Origin of the sequence: Brevibacterium sp. K72, from assembly GCF_050562175.1 — a bacterium.
Lineage (GTDB): Bacteria > Actinomycetota > Actinomycetes > Actinomycetales > Brevibacteriaceae > Brevibacterium > Brevibacterium casei.
On sequence record NZ_CP191582.1, the window covers coordinates 1,685,175 to 1,707,405 of the forward strand.

Consider the following 22,231-nt stretch of genomic DNA (forward strand, 5'->3'; position numbering starts at 1 on the left):
GGCTCCAGCATGACCGGCATCGATTCCGACGATTTCCCGGGAGGCGCCCCCTTCGCCTCCGGCCTGTCCTCGGACAGGGGCGGCAAGCCGGTGTCGACCCGCCAGGGCTTCCTCACTCGGCCGGAGAAGGCCAGGCTCGAACGTGACCCGGGGATGCCTGCGAGCACGTGGCGGCTGCGCTCGGACGCATGGGAGTACCTCAAGTACGCGATCAAGCGCCTCGTGATGAGCGGCGGAGACTTCTCGATGATCGCCGCCGACGGTGAGGTCTGGCGGTCCCTGCGGTCGCTGAAGACGATCGAGCTCTACTGGGGCGGGTTCGGTCAGCGCTACGTCGAGGAGATCGCCCAACTCCTCTCCGACGGCGAATTCGACAAGGCCCATGACATGATCACCCGCGCGGTCAACCGGCTGCGGGGAACGACGGTGCCGGACACGATCGACGAGGAGCTCACCGAGGAGGAGCGTGCGGAGATCCGCGACCGGCAGGACCCGCGGCCCCGCTTCGAGGTCCTCATCGTCGACGAGACGACCGAGGGTGGGCGCGACGAACTCCACGCCGACCTGCTCAAGCTCCGCAGCGCCTCCGACCAGTTCATCTACGACTACGTCATCGTCCCCACCGCCGATGACGCCGTCGTCGCCGCGCTGACGAACCCCAACCTCCTCGCGTGCGTCATCCGCCCCGGTTTCACAGACCGCACCCGCGAAGTGCTCAGCCGCGATCTCCGCAACGCCGTGGCGCTCGCCCACGAGGGCACGACCTCGTCGCCGACGGGTCCGATGAGCCCGCTCAACTCGGTTCGCCGGGTGCTGCGGCTGGCCGACACGCTCGCGGGCCTGCGCCCCGAACTCGACCTCTACCTCATGGCCGGAGCCCACATCGAGAGCCTCGCCGGGGCGCTCACCCACCGCTTCCGCCGGGTGTTCCGGCGCGAGGACCAGTTCGAACTCCACCTCTCCCTGCTCCGCCGTGTCCAGCACCTCTACGACACCCCGTTCTTCGCCGCCATCCAGGAGCACGCGAGGCGGCCGGCCGGCGTCTTCCACGCTCTGCCCGTCTCCCGTGGCGGTTCGGTCGTCGGGTCGAAATGGATCTCCGACTTCGTCGACTTCTACGGCCTCAACCTCCTGCTCGCCGAGACGAGCGCGACCTCCGGTGAGCTCGACTCGCTCCTCGCCCCCGTGCGCACCCTGAAGAAGGCACAGTCGCTGGCGGCCCGCGCGTTCGGGGCGAAGCGGACGTACTTCGTCACCAACGGCACGTCGACGGCGAACAAGATCGTCCACCAGGCCGTCGTCGCCCCGGGCGAGATCGTCATGGTCGACCGCAACTGCCACAAGTCCCACCACCATGCGCTCATGCTCACCGGCGCCCGCCCTGCCTACCTCGAGGCGTACCCGCTCAACGACTTCGCGTTCTACGGCGCGGTGCCCCTGCACCGGATCAAGCAGCTCCTCCTCGACTATCGGGCCGCCGGCCGCCTCGACGAGGTGCGGATGATCACGCTGACGAACTGCACGTTCGACGGCATCGTCTACGACCCCGAGCGCGTCATGGCCGAGTGCCTCGCGATCAAGCCCGACCTCGTCTTCCTCTGGGACGAAGCGTGGTTCGCCTTCGCCCGCTTCCACCCCGTCACCCGCAAGCGCACCGCGATGGTCGCGGCCGAACGCCTCGACGAGACCCTGCGGACGAACTCCCACGATGCGGCCTACCGGGAGCAGCGCAAGCGCCTGTTCGATCCCGTCACCGGGGAGCCGGCCCCCGACGAGGTGTGGCTGAACGAGACCCTGCTCGCTCCGCCGGACGCGACGATCCGCGTCTACGCGACCCAGTCGACGCACAAGACGCTCACCGCGCTGCGGCAGGGCTCGATGATCCACGTCTACGACCAGGAGTTCGGCTCCGGCGCCGAGGAGGCCTTCCACGAGGCGTACATGACGCACACCTCGACGTCGCCGAACTACCAGATCCTCGCCTCCCTCGACCTCGGCCGCCGGCAGGTGGAGATGGAGGGCTTCGCGCTCGTCCAGAAGCAGCTCGACCTCGCTGTCAGCCTCGCCTCGGCGGTGGCCAGGCACCCGCTGCTGAAGAAGACGTTCCGCGTGCTCACCGCCAAGGACCTCATCCCCGCCGAGTACCGGGAGACGACCCGGTCGATGCCGCTGCGGGATGGACTCGCGACGTTCTGGAACGCGTGGACGACGGACGAGTTCGTCGTCGACCCCAGCCGGATCACCGTCGAGATCACCGGCACCGGCGTCGACGGGGACACGTTCAAGCACGAGTACCTCATGGACCGCTACGGCATCCAGGTGAACAAGACGAGCCGGAACACCGTGCTCTTTATGACGAACATCGGCACCTCCCGATCCGCCGTCGCCTACCTCATCGAGGTCCTCGTCAAGCTCGCCGAGCGGTTCACTGACCCGTACAAGGTCGGCCCCTCCGACGCCTCGACCGAGCCGAGCGCGGTGATGCCGCCCCTGCCGGACTTCAGCGCCTTCGCCCCCGAGTACGCCGCCGAGGTGCCCGCCGACGACCCCGCGGCGCAGCTGCCCGACGGGGATCTCCGGTCGGCCTACTACGCGGGCCTGCGGCAGAAGTCCGTCGAGTACGTCCTCCCGCACGAACTGCGGCGGCGCGTCGAGAACGGGGAGGCCCCGGTCTCGGCCGGGTTCGTCACCCCGTACCCGCCAGGGTTCCCCGTGCTCGTGCCCGGTCAGGTCATCACCGCCGAGGTGCTCGACTTCATGTCCGCCCTCGACACCCGGGAGATCCACGGCTACGACGCCCGCCTGGGCTACCGCGTCATCCTCGCCGAGGTGGCCGGAGAGGCAGAGGTCACCGACGTATAGGTTACGGACAGTGTGACCTGTGCCATACTCGGTGCATGGACATCCGACTCGAACCCGGAGACATCGATCCCTCAGTCCCGCCCTCAGGGCCCGGCTGCGTCGAGTGCGAGGAGACCGGCGGGTGGTGGGTCCACCTGCGCCGGTGCGCGGCATGTGGGCACATCGGCTGCTGTGACACCTCGCCCTCACAGCACGCGAGCAGGCACGTCAAGGAGACCGGCCACCCGGTCACCCGCAGCTACGAGCCCGGGGAGGAGTGGTTCTTTGACTTCCGCACCGAGCAGGCCTTCGAGGGCCCGGAGCTCGCGCCGCCCCTGGCCCACCCCGAATCCCAGTCCGTGCCCGGGCCCGCCGACCGCGTGCCGGCAGACTGGATGGACAAGATCCACCGCTGAGGCCCACCCCTGAGAGAGGACTCCCCATGACCACCGACAAATCGATCCACGAGCAGATCAACGCCGCCGTCGAGGAGGAGCGCGAGCTGCGCCGCCGCCTCGGGCAGGGAGAGATCACCGAGGAGCACGAGCACCAGCGCATCGCACAGCTCGAGGGCGAGCTCGACCAGCTCTGGGACCTGCTGCGCCAGCGCCAGGGAGAGCGCGACGCCGGACGCGATCCCAACCTCGCCAAGGAGCGTCCCGTGAGCGAAGTCGAGGGCTACCTCCAGTGACCGAGGCCGTCCAAGGCTCAGGGGACTCCGTCGAGGACGCACCCGAGTACGACTTCGTCATCGTCGGCTCGGGGCCGGTGGCGGTCCGCTCGCGGCCAACCTCGCCGAGGAGGGGTTCACCGTCGCCGTCCTCGAGGCCGGCGGGAACCACGAGTGCGGGTACTACGACACCCCCGTCATGCAGGCCTATGCGAGCGAAGACCCCGACATGGTGTGGAACTTCGCCGTCTCCCACTACGACGATCCCACCCGGGGGCGGGAGGACTCGAAATGGGACGACGACCTCGGCGGGATCCTCTATCCCCGCGGATCGACGCTCGGCGGCAGCACCGCGGTGAGCGCGATGGTCCACATCGCCCCGCAGCCCCGGGACTGGGACGGACTCGCGGAGCTCACCGGCGATGAGAGCTGGGGGCACGGCCCGATGCGGGAGATCTTCGAGCGCATCGAGGACTGGCAGGGCGTCGACGCCCTGCCGCTGCCCGGTGACAGCGAGGCCGACCGGGACGCGAAGGCCCGCCACGGGCGCGACGGGTGGTTGCAGACGACACGGGCGGACCCCGCGATCGCCGGCCGGGAACCCCGCTTCCTCGACATCATCAACGCCACCGAGACGACGAGTCGGCAGCTCTTCGGCATCCCCGAGGACATCTCCCTGCCGCGCGACATCAACGCCGCCGACACCCCGCCGAGCTATCAGGGCATGTCCTTCGTCCCCGTCGCCGCCGGCGGCGGCCGGCGCAACGGCAGCCGGGAGCGCCTGCTCGCCGCACGCGCCGCACATCCGGATCGGCTGACGATCATCGAGGATGCGCTCGCCACCCGGGTGCTCTTCGACGGCACCCGTGCGATCGGCGTCGAATACCTGGCCGGGGCCGGACTCTACGCTGCGACCCCGCCGGAGCGACGCTCCGATGATCCCTCGCCGAGGCGGTCGGCCGTCCGTGCCCGCAACGAAGTCATCGTCGCGGCAGGGGCCTTCAACACCCCGCAGCTGCTCAAGCTCTCGGGCATCGGACCGGCGGCGGAGCTTGAGGAGTTCGGGATCCCCGTCGTCGTCGACGCGCCTGGGGTGGGGGAGAATCTCCACGACCGGTATGAGGTCTCCGTCGTCAACGAACTCGATGCCGACTTCCCGATCTTCGACGACTCGACGCTCGACCTGCCGGCGCCGGGTGAGCCCGATGACCATCTGCTGCGCGAGTGGAAGGACGATCGCGGCGGGCCGTACTCGACGAACGGGTCGCTCGCGGCGATGGTCGCGCACACGAGCGCCGGGGACGGGGACAACGCCGACGTCATCATCTTCTCGCTCGCGGCGGACTTCCACGGGTACTACCCGCACCACTCCTACGATGCGAAGCCGCACCACGATCGGATGAGCATGCTCGTCCTCAAGGGGTGGACGCGGGACCGAGCGGGCTCTGTGCGACTGCGCTCGGCGGATCCGCGCGATGTGCCCGACATCCGCATGCGGTACTTCGACGAGGGGTCTCCCGGGTGGGAGCGCGACCTCGACGGGGTCGTCGACGGACTCGAGATGGCGCGGACGATCGTCGGCAGCATCGAGAACACGAAGGTTGTGCGCGAACTCGTGCCCGGTGCCGAAGTCGCCAGTCGCGAGGAGCTGCGCGAGTTCGTCAAGCGCGAGGCGTGGGGCCACCATGCCTGCGGAACGGCGAAGATCGGCACTGACGATGACCCGATGGCCGTCCTCGACGGAGACCTGCGCGTGCGCGGGGTCGAGGGTCTGCGCGTCGTCGATGCGAGCGTGTTCCCCGACACCCCGGGCTTCTTCATCGCCAGCGCCGTCTACATGGTCAGCGAGAAGGCCTCGGACCAGATCATCGCGGAGTATCGCGACCGCTGAGTGCCGCTGGTGCCGAGGGGACCACTGCGCGGCGAAGGGACTGCCCAGAGCTCGTCCCCTCGCCGCGGAGCAGTCCGCTCGGCGGACAACAGAAATGAAGTGCCGCCACTCTCTGGACCATTTGATGTTGTTTGCTGTACATTAATGACTTATGGTCACGGTCTTCAGTTCGAAAGAACTGCGGGATCTCGGGTTCTCCGACTCCCGTCTGCGCGAACTCCTGGACTGCTGTGCGAAACAGGTGAGACGAGGCCACTTCGTGCTGTGGGAGGAGTGCGCGAATGATGAGCACGCTGTGCTCCATGACCTCCACGTGGAGACCGGCCGGCCCTATCCCCAGCAGTTCGATGACATCCGCGACAACACTGAGCAGCTGAAGATCCTCGTGCGCTCATACGCAGGGGAGCTCCTTCCCGATGCCGTCTTCTCGCACATCTCCGCTGCCATCATCCACGGGCTCGATCCCGCCTTCCCGGCAGCGAGCGCAATGGAGATCATTCGACCCAACTTCCACCGGGTCACGACCAGGTGCATCTGCCACCAGCGGACACTGCGGGATGACGAGAAGGACCGTGTCGGGGATCTGCCGGTGACGGCTATGCGACGCACGCTGCTCGACATCGCTCACGACTATCCGCTGGAGACATCGGTGCCTCTGATCTCTCAGGCTCTGCGCGAAGGGAGAATCGACAAGAGCTCCCTTCAGAACGGGATCCGGCCGCGCACGCGTGGCTGCGCGGTTGCACGGAGGGCAGTCGAGCTCGCGAGTCCCTTGTACGAGTCTGCAGGTGAGGCATTGTGCGCCGTGAAGTTCCACCGCTTCGGGATCACCGGCATGGTTCCGCAGGTCGGCTCGTACGATGCCAACGGCTCCTGGATCGCCCGCAACGACTTCCGACACGAGTCTTTGCCGCTCGCCGTCGAGTTCCACGGACTCGGCAAGTACTTCCTCAACGAGGGCGGCCCTGATCAGGCGAGTGCGAAGAACCATGAACGGCACATGAAGCTGCTCAACTCCGGGCTGCGCGTGTTCAACCTCGTGTGGGGGGACCTCTTCCGCGCCCAGCCGTTCCGGCAGATCAAGGCCGAGCTCGACGCGCTCGCCTCATCGAGACCGCCACTTAGCGCCGAGACCGACACTTCTAAGCGTCGGTCTCGGCGTTAACTGGCGGTCTCGATGCTCAGCCGCTGCTCTCGGGGCTGAAGCGCTCGATGTAGCGGCGCTGCCACGGCGTCTCGACCGCGCGGGGGTCGTAGTGCTCACGGACGAAGGCGACCGCCTCGGCAGGCGGGACCCCGTCGAGGATGGCGATGCATGCCAGCGCAGTGCCTGTCCGACCGCGGCCGCCGAGGCACGCGACGCCGACGCGCTCGGACTGCGACCGGGTCCACGCCTCGGTGAAAGCGGCAGCGGCGTTTCCAGAATCGTGCGGCAGGCGGAAGTCAGGCCACCTCACCCAGCGGTGCTCCGTCAACGCTCGACCTCCGGCCACCGTACCGCCGACCACTCCACTCGCCCTCGCCTCGAACTCCCGGCGCGAGCCGAGCAGGATGAGCTCGAAGTCCGCCGGCCCTGAGCCGCCTGAGCCTCCGACGTCACCAGAGTGTGCGAGCGAGCGCCCGCGCACCAGGCGACCTGACGGCAGCTCGAGGACGCCCGGCTCCGTGGCCTCCCACGTGGTCACAGCGTCCCTTGAGCGGACTGCGTCGGGGCGAGGGGACCGCTCCGGGCTGGTCCCCTCGCCCGCAACAGGTCCGCTCGGCGACTCCGACGTCTCACTCGAGCTGCCCCGGGTGGAGGACCCGGGAGAGGAAGTGCTTCGTGCGCTCGTGCTGGGGGTTGCCGATGACCTCGCGCGCGGGACCCTCCTCGACGACGACGCCGCCGTCCATGAAGACGACGCGGTCGGCGACCTGCCGGGCGAACTCCATCTCGTGGGTGACGACGACCATCGTCATCCCCGCCTCGGCGAGACTGCGCATGACGAGGAGGACATCGCCCACGGTCTCCGGATCAAGCGCTGAGGTGGGCTCGTCGAAGAGCATGAGGTTCGGGTCCATTGCGAGCGCTCGGGCGATCGCGACGCGCTGCTGCTGACCGCCGGAGAGCTGGTCGGGGTAGCGGTCGGCGAGTTCGGCGAGACCGACCTGCGTGAGCTTCTCACGCGCCACCTTCTCCGCCTCCGCCTTGCCGCGCCGCAGCACTCGGCGCTGCGAGATCGTGCAGTTGTCCACAACGGTGAGGTGGGGGAAGAGGTTGAACGCCTGGAAGACCATGCCGACGTGGCGGCGGAGGCTGTTGATCTCGACGTCGGGGTCCGTCGCGTCGTAGCCGGCGACGGTGATCGTGCCCGCATTGGGCTGTTCGAGGAGGTTGACGCAGCGCAGCAGCGTCGACTTGCCCGACCCTGAGGGGCCGATGAGGCAGACCACCTGTCCGGGCTCGACCTCGAGGTCGATGCCCTTGAGCACCTCGACGTCGCCGTAGGACTTGTGGAGGCCGGTGATCGTGCAGCCCTCGGCATGGATGTTCTCTGCCGGATTCGATGTGGTCGACATGTCCACCTACTTCTTGATCTTCGCGGTGCGGGATTCGAACCGTCTGGCCAGCAGCCCGAGCGGAACGGTGATGACGAGGTAGCAGACGCCGGCGACGACGAGCGGGGTGAGGCCCGCCTCGGGATTCGAGATCGCCTCCCGGCCGAACTTCGTCAGTTCGTACTGCGACGCGGTGAGCCCGAGGATGTAGATGAGCGAGGAGTCCTTCGTCATGAGGATGATCTCGTTCGTCAGCGGCGGCAGGATGATCCGGAACGCCTGCGGGATGACGATCGTGACCATCGCCCTCGTATGCGACATGCCCAGTGATCGGGCGGCCTCGTACTGACCTTTCGGCACCGCCTGGAGTCCGGCGCGGATCGTCTCGGCGATGTAGGCGGACTCGACGATGCCGAGCGCGAGCATGACCGTGACGTACGTGTCCATGCGGATGCCGAACGCGTAGGGCACCGCGTAGCCGAAGGCGAGGAAGACGAGGAGGGCGGGAACGCCGCGGAAGAGCTCGATGTAGGCTGTCGCGATCCACCGGTACGGGGCGACCGAGGAGATCTTCATGAGCGCGAGCAGGATGCCGAGCGAGAGCGCGAGGACGAACCCGAGCGCGGTGTAGATGAGGGTGTTGACCAGTGCCGTGGTGATGACCGCGGGGAACTGCGCGGCGATGACCTCGGGGTTGAAGAATTTGAGGTAGATCGTCTGCCAGTCGGCGAAGAACGCCGCGGCGAGGACGGCGATGATGAGGATGGCGTATTGGATGCCGCGCGATGTCCGTTCGCGCTGGCGCACGCTGAGAGCCAAGGTGTCTCCAAGGATCAGGGCTCGGCCTGAGATCGGTCAGGGCTCGAGCCGAAGGCGGGTCGGGTGCGTCGGGCGACGCTGGTGGTCCGCACACGGCTGGGGTCCGAGCGGCGAACGATCGCCGGTCGGACCCCAGGTGGGTGCATCAGCCCTGTGAGGCTCCGCGGTCGGCTTCCGGAATCCGGGCCGCGTCGGCGACATCGCCGAACCACTTGTCGACCGACTGATCGTAGGACCCGTCCTCGTACAGGCGCTGCATCGTGTTCTCGAACGCGTCGAGCATCGGCTTGTTGCCCTTCTTCACGGCGGCCCCGAGGACCTCTCCCGTGTCGAACTCCTCGACGAAGACGAGCTTGTCATCGGCGGCGACCGCCGTCGAGATGATCGAGATGTTGCCGATGACCGAGTCGACCTGCCCGGTCTGGATCGCCTGGGTCATCAGTCCCGAGTCCTCGAACTGGACGGGGGTCGCGCCGTTGTCCTTCGCGTACGTCTCACCCGTCGTCGCCTGCTGGACGCCGACCTCCTTGCCCTTGACGTCGGCGATGCCCTTGATGCCGGACTCCTTCGTCGCCATGAGCCCGAGGTTGTCCTTGAGATAGGGGGCCGAGAAGTCCATCTTCGTCTTCCGGTCCTCCGTGATCGACATGCCGGAGATCGCGATGTCGCACTGTGAGGTGTCGAGTGCGGAGCCGGACTGGATGGCCTCGAAGGCCGTGGTGATGACGTTGAGCTCGACACCGAGGTCGTCGGCGAGGCCCTGCGCGAGGTCGATGTCGAAGCCGACGTTCTCCCCGTTCTCGACGAACTCGAACGGTTCGTAGGGGATGTCGGAGCAGACGGTGAGCTGTCCTTCGCTGACGACGGGGACTCCGCCCTCAGCCGTCGGCCCCGCATCCGACCCCGAGCCGCCCCCGCCGCAGGCGGAGAGCGCGAAGAGGGCACCGGCGGCCACGGCGGCCATGGTCAAGCGTCGTTTCATGGATCCTCCCAGATCATCCGTGACGTCGGCGTCACGCGGGTGTGCGCCGCCCAGACTCTCAAACCTGGGCGGCATCTGTGAAGAATCGTACCGTGTCCTGTGTCACACCCATGTTTCCCCGGCCCTCGCCGAGGTGGTCGTTGCCGAATCGTATCCTTGCCGGGTCCCAGCCCGGCTCAGCTCAGTTCGGCCTCGATGTCGAGGTCCGCGGTCTCCTTCGCAAAATAGAGCGCGACGAGGGTGAGGATCGCGGCACCGACGATGTAGAGGCCGCACCAGAGGATCGTTCCGCCCTCGGCCTGCCAGAGGGCGACCATCGCGAACGGCGCGGGCCCGGCACCGATGACACCGGCCATGTTGTAGCTCACCGCCGAGCCCGTGTAGCGGACGTTGGCGGGGAAGAGTTCGGGCAGGTATGCGGCCATCGGTCCGAAGGTCAGGCCCATGAGGGTGAAGCCGATGATGAGGGCGGCGACGACGCCGACGGTGCCGGCGTTGAAGAGCGCATTCACGCTCAACCCGTAGGCGGCGATGAGGACGGTGACCCCCATGAGCATCTTCCGGCGTCCGAGCCGCTCGGCGAGCGGACCGGAGACGACGGTGAAGATGCCGAAGAACACGACGCCGATGATGAGATAGGTGAGGAACTCGTTCTTCGCATACCCCAGCCCCGCGACGAAGCCCGCGGGATCGAAGGGCTTCCCGGCCGCCTCGGCGGCTGCCTCTGCCTGACCCACGGTCGCGGGCGAGGTGCCGTACGTGAGCGTGAACGCGGTCATGAAGTAGAAGATGACGTAGGTCGCGAGCATGATGAACGTGCCGAGCAGCAGCGGCAGCCAGCTGCCGGTGAAGACGCGGCCGATCGGGGCGCGCGAGATCTGCTGGCGCGCCTCGACGAGCTGGAACGCCGGGGTCTCCATGAGGGTGAGGCGGACATAGAGGCCGACGGCGACGAGGAGGGCGGAGAGCAGGAACGGGATGCGCCAACCCCACGACAGGAACGCCTCGGGTGAGATCCACGTGCTCAGCCCGACGAAGAGGAGGTTCGCGAGGATGAAGCCGACGGGGGCTCCGAGCTGCGGGAATGTCCCCCAGATCGCGCGCTTGCCCGGAGGGGCGTTCTCCGTGGCGAGGAGTGCTGCACCCGACCATTCGCCGCCGAGGCCGACACCCTGGCTGAAGCGCAGAAGGACGAGGAAGAGCGGGGCGAGGACGACCCAGCCCGGCGTCGAGGCCGTGGGCAGGAGGCCGATGAGGAACGTGCCGATGCCCATGATGAGCAGGGATGCGATGAGCGTCTTCTTCCGCCCCACCCGGTCGCCGAAGTGGCCGAAGATGATCGACCCGACGGGGCGGGCGACGAAGGCGACGCCGAAGATCGCGAACGAGCTGAGCATCTGCGTCGTCGACGTCTGATTGGGGAAGAAGAGGGCGGGGAAGACGAGCGACGACGCGGTCGCGTACGCGTAGAAGTCGAAGAACTCGATCGTCGTGCCGACCATCGAGGCCGAGAGGACCTTGCCTCGGGTGTTGTTCTTCCGGGTCGCAGCGATCCGGTCGGACTCCGCTGCCGACTCCGCGCCGGGCTGTGTTTCAGTGGACATGTTCTCGTGTGCTCCGCGGTGGTGATGAGAGGAAGGCACGGGCGGTGGTGCTCGTGTCGGACGGACTGACAGTACGCCTGTCTCAGGGAGTGCACATGAGATGTCCCGGACTGTGAGATTGTTCTGATGTCCGAGTATTTCGGGTCAGAATCCTTCCCTCGCCGAGATGCTCGTCCTTCCCTCGCCGAGGCGGGGGTCCGGGTCCGCCTCAGACGTCGAGCTTCGTCCGGTGGGAGGTGTGCGGGCCGCCTCGGCGGAGGGCGATCGCGATTCCGAGGACGATGAGTCCGGCGAGGCAGAGCCCGACCCCCACCCAGGCCGGCGCCCGGTAGCCGAGGCCCGCGGTGATGACGATGCCGCCGAGCCACGCGCCGAGGGCGTTGGCGAGGTTGAACGCGGCATGGTTCATCGCCGCCGCCAGGCTCGGGGCATCGGTCGAGTCGCGGAGCAGTCGCATCTGCAGGGCAGTGGTGATCATCGAACCGGCGATGCCGATGAAGAAGAGGGCGACGATCGCGATCGCCGCGATCTGCGTGAACGCACCGAAGATCGAGAGCACGATCGCCGAGAGGACCATGCCGGCGACCCCGGAGCGCTCGATCGACTTGTCGACGAGTGGCCCGGCGATGAGGGAGCCCGCGGTCATCCCGAGGCCGTAGACGGCGAGCACCCAGGGGATCGCGGTGCCGGGGACGTGGGCGACCTCGGTCATCGTCGGGGTGATGTAGGTGTAGACGGCGAACATGCCGCCGAAGCCGACAGATCCGGCGACGAGGGTGAGGATGATCTGCGGCCTCGCCAGGGCCTTCATCTCCCCGCGGGCAGACGGCGCCTGGCTCAGCCTCACCTTCGGCACGGCGATGGCGACCATGATGACGGTGAGCACGCCGAGGGCGGCGACGAGGGCGTAGGCGCTGCGCCAGCCGAAGGCGTTGCCGAGCGCCGCGGCGACGGGGACGCCGACGATGTTCGCGATCGTCAGGCCGAGCATGACGCGGGCCATCGCCCGTCCACGTCGATTGAGTGGCACGAGAGAGGCGGCGACGATCGCACCGATGCCGAGATAGGCGCCGTGGGGCAGGCCGCTGACGAAACGCGCGATGTTGAACGTCGCTGGGTTCGGCGCGAGCATCGAGGCGATGTTGCCGAGAGCGAAGAGACCCATGAGGCAGAGCAGGAGCACCTTGCGGTCCATGTGGGCGGCGATCGTCGTGATGAGCGGTGCCCCGACGACGACGCCGAGGGCGTAGAGCGAGACGGCGTGTCCCGCCTCGGGGACGGTGATGTCGAGTTCCGCGGCGATGTGCGGCAGCAGACCCATCGTCGCGAACTCGGTGACGCCGATGCCGAAGGCGCCGATCGCGAGCGCGAAGACGGCGAACTTGTACGTGCTGCGGGGCACAGGGGCATCGCTCATGGCTGTCCTCTGGACTGGGGTGCGGGTGAGGTCGTGGGCGGCAGGGGCGCTCGCCGCAACCGGACCAGCCTAGTGGCCAGGGCTCGGCGCGGGAAGTCCCGGTCGTCACAATGTGAGCGGTCGAACAGGCGCCGCTGTGTCAGTGCACCGGGCTGCCGTGTCAGCGGTCGGGTCTACGCTGAGGGTGGTCGCAGCAGTCGAGGCAGTCTCGAGAGGAGTGTGCCATGGGCGAGAGCGTTGCCGCGGATCCGCACGCCGCGGACCCCGAACCGCCGCCGGGCGGGCAGCGGACGTTCCTCCATGTCCTCGTCAACACGGCGATCGCGAACGTGACGACGAGCTTCCTCTGGTTCGCGCTCACCTTCTGGGTCTATGTCGAGACCCGCTCGGTGCTCGCCACCGGCGTCATCGGAGGGGCGTACATGCTCCTCGTCGCCGTCTTCTCGATGTTCTTCGGCACCGTCGTCGACCGATTCCGCAAACGCCGGGTCATGGTCACCGCGACCGCGGGCACCCTCGTCCTCTTCGCGCTCACCGGGCTCATCTACCTCTCCGTGCCCGACGCCGTCCTCCTCGACGTGGCCGGGCCGTGGTTCTGGGTCTTCAGCCTCGTCATGCTCGCCGGCGCCGTCGTCGAACAGCTGCGCGGCATCGCCCTGTCGACGACCGTGTCCCTGCTCGTGCCCGGGCCGAGGCGGGCCAACGCGAACGGCCTCGTCGGCACCGTCCAGGGTCTCGGCTTCCTCGTCACCTCGGTGTTCAGCGGGCTGGCGATCGGGTACCTCGGGATGGGCTGGTCGATCCTCATCGCCGTCGTGTGCATCGGGCTCTCGCTTGCCCACCTGCTCACCCTCCGGATCCCCGAACCGGTCATCGTCCCCGCCGAGGGACAGCCCGGCTGGATCGACATCCGCGGCGGACTGACTGCGGTCCTCGCCGCTCCTGGGCTCTTCGCTCTCGTCCTCTTCACGACGCTGAACAACCTCGTCGGTGGCGTCTACATGGCGCTCATGGACCCCTACGGCATCGAGGTCTTCGGCACCGTCCAGACCTGGGGCATCGCGCTCGCGGTCGTCTCGACGGGCTTCATGGTCGGCGGCGCCCTGGTCGCGAAGTTCGGGCTCGGGCGCAACCCGATCCGCACCATGCTTCTGCTCTGCTGCCTCATCGGCGCCCTCGGAGCGGTCTTCGCGATCCGGGAGGCGTGGCTGCTCTACGGGCTGGGCATGCTCGGGTTCTTCATCGTCCTGCCCGCCGTCGAAGCCGCCGAACAGACCGTCATCCAGCGGGTCGTGCCCTACCGCCAGCAGGGGAGGGTGTTCGGCTTCGCAATGACCTTCGAGACCGCGGCAGCCCCGATCACCGCATTCCTCATCGCCCCGCTCGCGGAGTTCTGGATCATCCCCTACATGGACTCACCCGCAGGTGAGGACCGCTGGGGCTGGCTGCTCGGAACCGGAGAGGTCCGCGGGATCGCGCTCGTCTTCGTGTGGTCGGGAGTGATCTCGATCCTCCTCGCTCTCGCGGCCTTCGGCACCCGCGCCTACCGGATGCTCTCGACCCAGTACCGGGAGGTCGCGGCGAACGATGAGAAGGACGTCGCCGAGGACAGCGACCCAGCCACCGGCGACCGGACCGCCTGAGTCCTCAGTCGAGTCCCTCGGCGTCGACTTCGGCCAGCGCCTCGGAGGCGACGGCGAAGGCGGTGTTGGCAGCGGGCACGGAGCAGTAGATTGCCGACTGGAGGAGGACCTCCTTGATCTCGTCACGGCTGAGCCCGTTGCGCAGGGCGGCTTTGACGTGCATCTTCAGCTCGGCCTCGTGGCCGCCGGCGACCATCGCGGTGAGCGTGATCGCCGAGCGCATCCGGCGGTCGAGTCCCGGCCGGGTCCAGATCTCTCCCCACGCGAAGCGGGTGATGAGGTCCTGGAAGTCGGCGGTGAAGTCGGTGACCGCCGCGTTCGCACGGTCGACGCGGGCGTCGGAGAGGACCTCGCGGCGCACCCGCATGCCCGCGGCCCACACCTCGTCTCGGTCGGCATCGCGGGGTCCCGACTCGGTCGGCAGTCCCGCCGCATCGTCCGCCTCGCCGACGGCCGTCACCCCGTCGGAGATCCGGCCTGAGAGGAAGTCGGCGAGCAGCGTCGCGGTGAGCGCGGGCGCCTCGATGGGCACGAGGTGGGCTGCGCCCTCGATGACCTCGAGATGGGACTCGCGCACGCCCGAGGCGATCTCGGCGAGCTTGGGCGGCGGCGTCGGCTTGTCCTCGGATCCGGCGACGGCGAGGACGGGAACGGTGATCTCCGGCAGCCGATCGCGGATGTCGAAGTCGGCGAGCGTGAAGCACAGCGCGGCGTAGGAGAACCGGTCGGCGTCCTGGAGGGAGTGGAGGAGTGCGGCCGAGGCCTCCGGCTCCCGCTCCATGAACCCGGGAGCGAACCAGCGCTCGGCCGAGCCGATGACCTGCGTCGGGGTGCCCGAGATCGCGACGGTCTCCGCCCGCTCCTCCCAGCCTTCGCGTTCGCCGATCTTCGCCCCGGTGCAGAACGCCGCGACACGCTCGAAGCGCGTCGGGTGGTCGAGGGCGAGCTGGAGGGAGAGGGCCCCGCCGATCGAATCCCCAGCCACGGAGACCCGGGAGTCGGGGGCGGCGACGTCGGGCAGGACGCGGTCGAGGGTTGCGAGCACCGCCTCGGCGAGGTCGGTCATCGTCACCGTCGGCACGTCCGAGCGGACGGTTCCCGCGGGGACGTCGAGGGCGGGGGAGCGGCCGTGGCCGGGCAGGTCGATGCCGACGACGGCGGTGTCCGGGGTGAGCCGTGCGAACTCCTCGGCCGCGGTCTGCCACAGCGCGCCCACGGAGGTGCCGAGGGAGGGGAGGACGACGAGCACCGAGGCGGCGGGGGTCGTCGGGGCGGTGAGGACAGAGGCGGTGAGTTCCACGGTGGTCGCTTTCGTCGGGGCTGTGCAGGTCAGAGCTGGTCGGGTCAGTGCTGATCAGGTCGGGGGTTGCGCTCGGCGATCGTCGCGATGATCGTCTGCCGGATGTCCTCGGCCTCGCCGAGGCTGTTCTCCGGGGCGAAGAATCCCGTGAGATCCGGTGGGGTCGGGTCGTCCGACGACCCGGACGACTGCGCGAGAGCGTGTCGCAGCCGCTGCTCCGGGTCACCGCCCGGGGCGGTGATCTCCGCGATCTGCGCCTTCGACAGGCGGTCGCCGAAGACGGTCGTCACCTTCTCCGCGAAGATGCCGGGACTTGCGGCGTCGAGGTTGGTCCGCATCCGCGCCGCGTCCGCGCTCAGCCCGGCCACCGTCTCCTCGAGGAGGGTGAGCGAGGACAGGGCGAGCGTCATGAGCTCGGCCAGGGTCGGCCATTCGGCGTGCCACGCTCCGTCGGAGCGCTCCTCGACCGCCTCGGCGGACGTCGTCACCAGGGTCGCCATCGCCCCGGGCACGCGCATCCCGTTGCGGTGGAGGAGGACCGCCGAGGTGGGGTTGGTCTTCTGCGGCATCGCCGAGGATCCGCCGGTCGCCGCCAGGCGCAGCTCCCCGACCTCGGGGCGGGTGCCGATGAGGACGTCGCGGGCGATCGAGGCGCCGACGGTCACGCACTGCGTGAAGTGGGTCCCCCACGTCAGCACGCGGACCCGGTCGGTGTGCCACGGCACCGGCACCGCGGCCAGGGCGGCATCGGGTCCGCGCAGCTGGACCTGGAACTCCCGGAGGAGGACCTCGGTGCGCTCGCCGGGGAACTCCCGGATCGCCGCCCGGGTCCCTGCGGCACCGCCGACCTGGACATAGTTGATCGCGGGAGTCAGCCGCCTGACTTCGTCGACCTCGGCCGCCCATGTCGCGACCCGCAGCCCGAAGGTCGTCGGCAGGGCCGGCTGGGTGAGCGTGCGGGCGAGGCAGAGGGTCTCGGCGTGGGCGTCGGAGAGCGCGACGAGCCGGGCGCTGATCCCCTCGAGTGCGGCCTGCGTCTGCCGGACGGCTCGGGAGACGAGGACACCGAGGGCGGAGTCGAGGACGTCCTGGCTCGTCAGGCCCCGATGGACGATGCGACCGGTCGCGGGGGCGAGGCGGGATCGGACTGCGGTGAGGAACGGGATGACGGGGTTGCCGCCGGCCTCGGCGTCGGCGGCGAGGGTCTCGAGCGCGGTCGCATCGGCGGCCAGCGACCACGCGCTCGCCTCGATGGCCTCGACCGCATCGGTCCGCTGGTCGGCGGAGATGAGGCCGGCGGCCGACTGCGCGTTCACCCATGCCGCCTCGACGTCGCCGATGGCCGTGATGAGTGCCGCGTCGTCGATGCTCTCAGCCCCCCGGAGGTCGCCGGGGGCGAAGAGGAGGCGGGTGTGGGCCACCGGGTCGCTCATGCGGTCTCCCTCGTCGATGCTCGGTGCTGCCTCAGTCGTCGTGGCTGGGGAAGCGGAGGAACGGGGTCTCGTCCTCACCCTGCAACCGTATGTCGAAACGCAGGGATCCGTCAGCCTCCCGGACGGCGATGAGACGCTGCCGCTCCGCAGACTCCAGTGAGCTGAGGAGCGGATCGGTCGCGTGCGCCTCGGTGTCCTCGGGGAGGTAGACGCGGGTGAAGAGCCGGTTGAGCAGGCCCCGGGCGAAGACGACGACGCTGATGAACCGGGCCCGTCCCGCCTCGGTGGGGCCGGGTTCGACGGTCGAGAAGCTGAAGCGCCCTTCGGGGTCGGCCGCACACCGGCCGAAGCCGGTGAAGGTGAACCCATCGCGGCGCAGGGACCCGGTCCTGAGCACGACGGTCCCGGTCTCGTCAGGCTGCCAGATCTCGAGGATCGCGTCGGGCACGGGGTCTCCGGCCCCGTCGTAGACGACGCCGTGGAGCTCCACGGCCCGGCTGGAACCCGGCGGGACGAGTTCTCGGTCGCCGGGGTAGGGCAGGGCGTAGCCGTAGAAGGGCCCGACGGTCTGGCCGGGGGTGGGGGTGAGGCGCGTCTGCTCAGTCATGGTCTTCCTCTTCCATCCAGGTGCGGTTCGACCCGGTGAGCACGATGTCCCACTGGTAGCCCATGAGGTACTCGTGTTCGGTGAGGTCGTGGTCGTAGGTCGCGATGAGGCGCTGCCGGGCCTTCTCGTCGGTGATCGACTGGTAGATCGGGTCGAGGGCGAAGAGCGGGTCACCCGGGAAGTACATCTGCGTGACCCTCCGCTGCGTGAACTCCGAGCCGAAGAGCGAGAAGTGGATGTGGGCCGGCCGCCACGCATTGTGGTGGTTCTTCCACGGGTAGGGGCCCGGCTTGATCGTGAGGAACGAGTACGACCCGTCGGGGCCGGTGAGCGTGCGGCCGACACCGGTGAAGTTCGGGTCGATCGGCGCCGGATGCTGGTCGCGCTTGTGGATGTAGCGTCCCGCCGAGTTCGCCTGCCAGATCTCGACGAGCTGACCGGCCACGGGGCGGCCGTCGCCGTCGAGGACCCTGCCGGTCACGCGGATGCGCTCGCCGATCGGCTCCCCGCCGTGCTGGACGGTGAGGTCGGATTCGAGGATGCCGATGTCGCGGTGGCCGAAGGCAGGGGAGTGGAGTTCGATCGTCTCCGGGTCGGCGTGGCGCAGGTCCTTCGTCGGGTGGCGCAGGAGCGATGACCGGTAGGGCAGGTAGTCAAGACGCGGCTGCGTCTCGGCCGGGGCTCCGCCGGCAACGGCGTCACGGTATTCGGTGCCGATCGCATCGATCTCGGCGCTCAGGGTCGCCTGCGACTCCGCGGCATCGTCGGGACCGGGGACTCTCGTCGCACTCATGGTCGGGCCTCTCTTCTCTCGTGGTCAGGTCTCTCGTGGTTTAGGGAACTGGTCAGCTGTGCGGCCATCCGGTGTAGCACTCGGCGAGGTAGCGTCGGCCGTGCTCGGAGTCGAGCAGGGTGGTGAGCTCGCCGAGGCTGCGCTTCGTCTCGAAGGCATCCGCGGTCGGGTCGGTGTGGAGCATCCGCGTCATCTGGTAGGAGAAGTTCTGCGCCTTCCACACCCGCTTCGTCGCCGTCGTCGAGTACCGGGCGAGCGCCTCGGCGTCGGAGTCGCGCAGTGCCGCGACCAGCGCGGGGGCGAGGACGGCGACGTCGGCGAAGGCGAGGTTGAGTCCCTTCGCCCCGGTCGGGGGCACGGTGTGGGCGCTGTCGCCGGCGAGGAAGAGGGAGCCGTGCTGCATCGGTTCGGTCACCGCCGAGCGGAAGGGGAGGACGACCTTGTCGATGATCGGTCCTGTCTTGAGTTCGAACCCGTCGGGGCCTGCGACTCGGGCCTGGAGTTCGGTCCAGATGCGGTCGTCGGACCAGTCGTCGGGATCCGTTCCCGGGTCGGCCTGGAAGTACATGCGCTGGACGTCGGCGCTGCGCTGGGAGATGAGCGCGAAGCCGCGGTCCGAGCGGGAGTAGATGAGGACCTCGTGGCTCGGCGGGGCCTGGCAGAGGATCCCGAACCAGGCGAACGGGTACTCGTGGAAGAAGCGCTGCCTCGAGGCCTCGGGGATCGACGCGCGCGACGGGCTGCGGGAGCCGTCGGCGCCGACGACATAACGGGCGGAGATGCTCAGCTGCTCACCGTCCTCGGTGACCGCGCGGAGGGACGGGGACGTCGAGTCGATGTCGGCGAGGCGAGTGTCGGTGACGGAGTAGAAGGTCGGGCGGCCGGTCCGGGCACGGGCGGCGGCGAGGTCGACGAAGGCCTCGTTCTGCGGGTAGAGCCACACGGACTCCCCGACGAGGGAGGGGAAGTCGAGAGGGTGGCTGATCCCGTCGACGCGGACGTCGATGCCGTCGTGGCGATGGCCTGCGGAGTGGACACGGGAATCGACGCCCGGAGTCTCGAGCATCCGGACCGAGGCGGCTTCGAGGATGCCGGCACGATGGGTGGCGGCGATGTCGTCATGGCTGCGGTTGTCGATGACGACCGAGTCGATGCCCGCGGTGTGGAGCAGGTGGGCGAGCATCAGCCCCGCGGGTCCTGCGCCGACGATCGCGACGTCGGTGTGGAGATCTGGCACCGTGGCCTCCTTGCCTGTGTGGGTGATCCCAGTGTGCTCTGGGCCACTCCGCTGCCGCGAGGGCGTTCCCATTGAACGGAAAAGAGATCCTTGACGTCGTCGTGCAGATTGCTCAACAATAGAGGGCGTTGTCCATCGAACCCGTATCTCGTTACCAGACTGTATGAACGATCGGTGCGGAGCCGATGCTCAACAGTCTCCGCCTCCTGGTGTGTGCCGGGAGGCCTCCCACAGAAGGACCACTCATGATCATCACCGGACTCGTCGTCGGTCTGCTCCTCGGTTTCGTCCTCCAGCGAGGGCGCTTCTGCGTCACCGGCGCGTTCCGCGACCTCACTTTGACGGGGAACACGCGATGGTTCTCCGCCCTCATCGTCATCATCGCCGTCCATGCGGTCGGACTCGCGATGCTCACCTCTCTCGGCATCATCGCCCCGGAGGCGACGGCCTTCCCGTGGCTCGCATCGATCCTCGGCGGGCTGATCTTCGGGTTCTCGATGATCCTCGCCGGCGGCTGCGCGACAGGGACCTACTACCGGGTCGGTGAGGGCCTCGTCGGCAGCTGGATGGCGCTCATCTTCTTCGCCCTCACCGCCGCCGTGATGAAGACCGGTCCTGCGGCCGGGCTGACCGACGGGCTGCGGTCGATCACGGTCGCCGACGGGTCGCTGTCGGCGACGACCGGTCTGAGTCCCTGGGTGTTCGCCGTCGGCCTCTCCGGTATCGCGGTGTGGCTGACGATCCGCCACAATCGCAGACTCGGTACGCCGGTGGCGACTCTGTCTCCGCGGAAGACGGGGCTGGCGCATCTGCTCACCGAGAAGCGCTGGAATCCGTTCGCGACAGCGGTCGTCATCGGCATCATCGCCACGGTCGCGTGGCCCCTGTCTGCGGCGACGGGGCGGAACTCGGGGCTGGGCATCACGACTCCATCGGCGAATCTCGTCTCGTTCTTCGCGACGGGCGACCTCACCCTCGTCGACTGGGGAGTCATGCTCGTCATCGGCATCCTCGTCGGCTCCTTCATCGCGGCGAAGGCCTCAGGGGAGTTCCGGGTGCGCGTGCCCGATCGGGACACGCTCCTCAAGGCCATCGTCGGCGGAGTCGGCATGGGCATCGGCGCGGCGATCGCCGGGGGATGCACCGTCGGCAACGCGATGGTCTCGACCGCACAGTTCGAATACCAGGGATGGGTGGCGACGTTCTTCATGATCGTCGGCGCAGGAATCGCTGCGAAGGCCACCATCCGTCCACGAAGCACAGCGGGAGCTCCGGTGCCCGCGGAAAGCAGGACAGCATGAAGCAGATCCTCGAGACCAACGGGCTCGTCTGCCCCTTCCCTCTCGTCGAGGCCAAGGACGCGATCGGGCAGCTGAGCGCAGGCGACGAACTCGTCATCAACTTCGACTGCACCCAGGCCACCGAGGCGATCCCGCAGTGGGCGGCCGAGAACGGCTACCCGGTCACCCACTTCGACCGCACCGGCGACGCCTCGTGGACGATCACCGTCCAAAAGGCGTAGCCCCTGACTAGACTCGCCGTATGAGGATCACGGTACTCGAAGGCGACATCACCACGGTCCACGTCGACGCGATCGTCAACGCGGCGAACTCGAGCCTCCTCGGCGGAGGCGGCGTCGACGGGGCGATCCACCGCGCTGCGGGGCCGAGCCTGCTCGAGGAGGCCCGCGAGATCCGGCGGACGACGCATCCGCGGGGACTGCCTCCCGGTCAGGCCGTCGCGACCGGGGCCGGCGACCTCCCCGCCCGCTGGGTCATCCACACGGTCGGCCCCAACCGCAATGCCGGGGAGGCCGACCCCGAGGTGCTCGAGTCGTGCTTCGAGTCGAGCCTCAACCTCGCCGAGGAGCTCGGGGCGAGCACGATCGCGTTCCCCGCGATCGGCGGCGGGGTCTACGGGTGGTCGCCCCGGGACGTCGCCGAGGCGGCGGCCTCCGTCATCGTCGACGGCCGGGCCCGCGGGCGCTGGGACTCGATCGCCGAAGTCCAGTTCGTCCTCTTCTCCGACACGATGACGAGCGTGTTCTGCCAGGTCTTCGACCACGACCAGTGGTGAGGGGGAGTCATGAAGGTCCACAGCATCATCGCCGATCTGCCGGTGCCCGACATCGACGGGGCCAAGGAGTTCTACGCCGACTACCTCGGACTGTCGACGGAGGAGTTCAACCTCGGCTGGGTCGCCCGGTTCACCTCCCCGGAGACCGGTGCGCACCTCCAGGTCGTGACCAAGGATGCGACGTCCCCGGTCGATGCCGTCGTCTCGGTCAAGGTCGACGACGTCGACGCCGCCTTCGCCGAGGCGGTCGACCGCGGGTATGAGATCGTCCACCCGCTCACCGACGAGGAGTGGGGAGTCCGCCGCTTCTTCGTCCGCGCCCCCGACGGCAACGTCCTCAACATCGTCGCCCACCGGGAGTAGGGGGCGCTAGGCTCAGG

Annotated in this window: 21 protein-coding genes; 10 read left to right on the forward strand and 11 right to left on the reverse strand. The window is 68.6% G+C overall.

What is annotated here, in order from left to right:
- Window positions 1-9: 9 nt before the first annotated feature.
- The 5 genes from ACQ1RG_RS07400 (at window position 10) to ACQ1RG_RS07420 (ending at window position 6,567) form a co-directional block, all read left to right on the forward strand.
- Window positions 10-2,862, forward strand: coding sequence for an aminotransferase class I/II-fold pyridoxal phosphate-dependent enzyme (locus tag ACQ1RG_RS07400; protein WP_131248422.1), 2,853 nt, complete (start codon window positions 10-12; stop codon window positions 2,860-2,862).
- A gap of 35 nt (window positions 2,863-2,897) precedes the next feature.
- Window positions 2,898-3,257, forward strand: coding sequence for a UBP-type zinc finger domain-containing protein (locus ACQ1RG_RS07405; RefSeq protein ID WP_063249973.1), 360 nt, complete (start codon window positions 2,898-2,900; stop codon window positions 3,255-3,257).
- Between the two features lie 26 nt (window positions 3,258-3,283).
- Complete coding sequence (locus ACQ1RG_RS07410) at window positions 3,284-3,532, forward strand: DUF2630 family protein (protein WP_009377690.1); 249 nt, start codon at window positions 3,284-3,286, stop codon at window positions 3,530-3,532.
- Window positions 3,533-3,710: 178 nt separating this feature from the next.
- On the forward strand, window positions 3,711-5,402 hold the full coding sequence (locus ACQ1RG_RS07415) for a GMC family oxidoreductase (RefSeq protein ID WP_341456227.1): 1,692 nt from the start codon (window positions 3,711-3,713) through the stop codon (window positions 5,400-5,402).
- Window positions 5,403-5,553: 151 nt separating this feature from the next.
- Window positions 5,554-6,567, forward strand: a complete 1,014-nt coding sequence (locus tag ACQ1RG_RS07420) for a hypothetical protein (RefSeq protein WP_227007338.1) — start codon at window positions 5,554-5,556, stop codon at window positions 6,565-6,567.
- Window positions 6,568-6,583: 16 nt separating this feature from the next.
- Here ACQ1RG_RS07420 and ACQ1RG_RS07425 read toward each other — a convergent pair whose 3' ends face one another.
- The 6 genes from ACQ1RG_RS07425 to ACQ1RG_RS07450 form a co-directional block, all read right to left on the reverse strand.
- On the reverse strand, window positions 6,584-7,087 hold the full coding sequence (locus tag ACQ1RG_RS07425; protein ID WP_063249971.1) for a protein-tyrosine phosphatase family protein: 504 nt from the start codon (window positions 7,085-7,087) through the stop codon (window positions 6,584-6,586).
- A gap of 91 nt (window positions 7,088-7,178) precedes the next feature.
- Window positions 7,179-7,961, reverse strand: coding sequence for an amino acid ABC transporter ATP-binding protein (locus tag ACQ1RG_RS07430; protein WP_063249988.1), 783 nt, complete (start codon window positions 7,959-7,961; stop codon window positions 7,179-7,181).
- A 6-nt stretch (window positions 7,962-7,967) separates the two neighbouring features.
- Window positions 7,968-8,759 (reverse strand): amino acid ABC transporter permease, encoded by a 792-nt coding sequence (locus tag ACQ1RG_RS07435; RefSeq protein WP_095376139.1) that lies wholly within the window; start codon window positions 8,757-8,759, stop codon window positions 7,968-7,970.
- Between the two features lie 145 nt (window positions 8,760-8,904).
- Entirely contained in the window at window positions 8,905-9,741 is an 837-nt protein-coding gene (locus tag ACQ1RG_RS07440) for an ABC transporter substrate-binding protein (protein WP_095376138.1), read from the reverse strand.
- Window positions 9,742-9,917: 176 nt separating this feature from the next.
- The gene (locus ACQ1RG_RS07445; RefSeq protein WP_009377701.1) at window positions 9,918-11,345 is read right to left on the reverse strand and encodes an MFS transporter; all 1,428 of its coding nucleotides are present in this window, start codon (window positions 11,343-11,345) and stop codon (window positions 9,918-9,920) included.
- A gap of 208 nt (window positions 11,346-11,553) precedes the next feature.
- Entirely contained in the window at window positions 11,554-12,762 is a 1,209-nt protein-coding gene (locus tag ACQ1RG_RS07450) for an MFS transporter (protein ID WP_193338815.1), read from the reverse strand.
- A 224-nt stretch (window positions 12,763-12,986) separates the two neighbouring features.
- On the opposite strand from ACQ1RG_RS07450, the gene ACQ1RG_RS07455 reads away from it, so the two are divergent.
- Complete coding sequence (locus ACQ1RG_RS07455) at window positions 12,987-14,405, forward strand: MFS transporter (RefSeq protein WP_430600802.1); 1,419 nt, start codon at window positions 12,987-12,989, stop codon at window positions 14,403-14,405.
- 4 nt (window positions 14,406-14,409) lie between these two features.
- On the opposite strand, the gene pcaC is transcribed toward ACQ1RG_RS07455, so the two are convergent.
- Genes pcaC through ACQ1RG_RS07480 form a run of 5 tightly spaced genes read right to left on the reverse strand, consistent with a single transcriptional unit; the run spans window position 14,410 to window position 19,775 of the window.
- The gene (gene pcaC / locus ACQ1RG_RS07460) at window positions 14,410-15,705 is read right to left on the reverse strand and encodes a 4-carboxymuconolactone decarboxylase (protein ID WP_375542996.1); all 1,296 of its coding nucleotides are present in this window, start codon (window positions 15,703-15,705) and stop codon (window positions 14,410-14,412) included.
- A gap of 44 nt (window positions 15,706-15,749) precedes the next feature.
- Window positions 15,750-17,138 (reverse strand): lyase family protein, encoded by a 1,389-nt coding sequence (locus ACQ1RG_RS07465; RefSeq protein ID WP_144588338.1) that lies wholly within the window; start codon window positions 17,136-17,138, stop codon window positions 15,750-15,752.
- Between the two features lie 31 nt (window positions 17,139-17,169).
- Window positions 17,170-17,745: a protocatechuate 3,4-dioxygenase subunit alpha gene (gene pcaG / locus ACQ1RG_RS07470; protein WP_009377711.1), complete on the reverse strand. Its 576-nt coding sequence runs from the start codon at window positions 17,743-17,745 to the stop codon at window positions 17,170-17,172.
- Entirely contained in the window at window positions 17,738-18,538 is an 801-nt protein-coding gene (gene pcaH, locus ACQ1RG_RS07475) for a protocatechuate 3,4-dioxygenase subunit beta (RefSeq protein WP_063249963.1), read from the reverse strand. The genes pcaG and pcaH overlap by 8 nt, the downstream gene beginning before the upstream one ends.
- A 52-nt stretch (window positions 18,539-18,590) precedes the next feature.
- Window positions 18,591-19,775: a 4-hydroxybenzoate 3-monooxygenase gene (locus ACQ1RG_RS07480; RefSeq protein ID WP_063249962.1), complete on the reverse strand. Its 1,185-nt coding sequence runs from the start codon at window positions 19,773-19,775 to the stop codon at window positions 18,591-18,593.
- 245 nt (window positions 19,776-20,020) lie between these two features.
- On the opposite strand from ACQ1RG_RS07480, the gene ACQ1RG_RS07485 reads away from it, so the two are divergent.
- From ACQ1RG_RS07485 to ACQ1RG_RS07500, 4 genes are read left to right on the forward strand one after another with little or no spacing between them, the layout of a single operon-like run.
- Window positions 20,021-21,076, forward strand: coding sequence for a YeeE/YedE family protein (locus ACQ1RG_RS07485; protein WP_259788391.1), 1,056 nt, complete (start codon window positions 20,021-20,023; stop codon window positions 21,074-21,076).
- On the forward strand, window positions 21,073-21,297 hold the full coding sequence (locus ACQ1RG_RS07490; protein ID WP_009377718.1) for a sulfurtransferase TusA family protein: 225 nt from the start codon (window positions 21,073-21,075) through the stop codon (window positions 21,295-21,297). Before ACQ1RG_RS07485 ends, ACQ1RG_RS07490 begins: the two co-directional genes overlap by 4 nt.
- Before the next feature lie 20 nt (window positions 21,298-21,317).
- The gene (locus tag ACQ1RG_RS07495; protein ID WP_063249960.1) at window positions 21,318-21,851 is read left to right on the forward strand and encodes an O-acetyl-ADP-ribose deacetylase; all 534 of its coding nucleotides are present in this window, start codon (window positions 21,318-21,320) and stop codon (window positions 21,849-21,851) included.
- A gap of 9 nt (window positions 21,852-21,860) precedes the next feature.
- Entirely contained in the window at window positions 21,861-22,214 is a 354-nt protein-coding gene (locus ACQ1RG_RS07500; protein ID WP_063249959.1) for a VOC family protein, read from the forward strand.
- Window positions 22,215-22,231: the final 17 nt, after the last annotated feature.